Genomic DNA, 371 nt, shown 5'->3' on the forward strand with positions numbered 1-371 from the left:
CAGAAGTCGACCAGCACCGGCTGGCGGCGCGATTCCTGGATGACGTCGGCGGCGAAAGTGGCGGTGGTGGTGTCCTTGATGACATCGGCGGGAGCGGCGGCCGGGGGCTTGCCGGGCTCGGTGCCGCCAAATTGCACCGTCGTGGCATATTGGCCGCCATTGCTGCCAAAGGCGCCGCCAAACGGATTGTTGTCACTCATCTCGTTACCCTTTCGGTCGCGCAGCCGGCCGGCCGTCGCGATATCTCTGATTGGAACCGGTTTCGCCATCCATGTGGCGATCATGACGTGACTTTCAAGATAACAGCATCGTGTCCGGTTGCCTCGACGAATCTGACGAGATCGGCCGATGCGATCGAAGTTGTCGCCTCG

Annotated in this window: 2 pseudogenes; both read right to left on the bottom strand. The window is 62.0% G+C overall.

Annotated elements, in window-relative coordinates:
* A pseudogene (locus EN862_RS35095) lies at positions 1-200 on the bottom strand (co-chaperone YbbN); the annotation flags it as partial.
* A gap of 80 nt (positions 201-280) precedes the next feature.
* Positions 281-371: pseudogene (locus tag EN862_RS37235) on the bottom strand (prolyl-tRNA synthetase associated domain-containing protein); the annotation flags it as partial.

This window comes from Mesorhizobium sp. M2E.F.Ca.ET.219.01.1.1 (genome assembly GCF_004016445.2).
Taxonomy (GTDB): domain Bacteria; phylum Pseudomonadota; class Alphaproteobacteria; order Rhizobiales; family Rhizobiaceae; genus Mesorhizobium.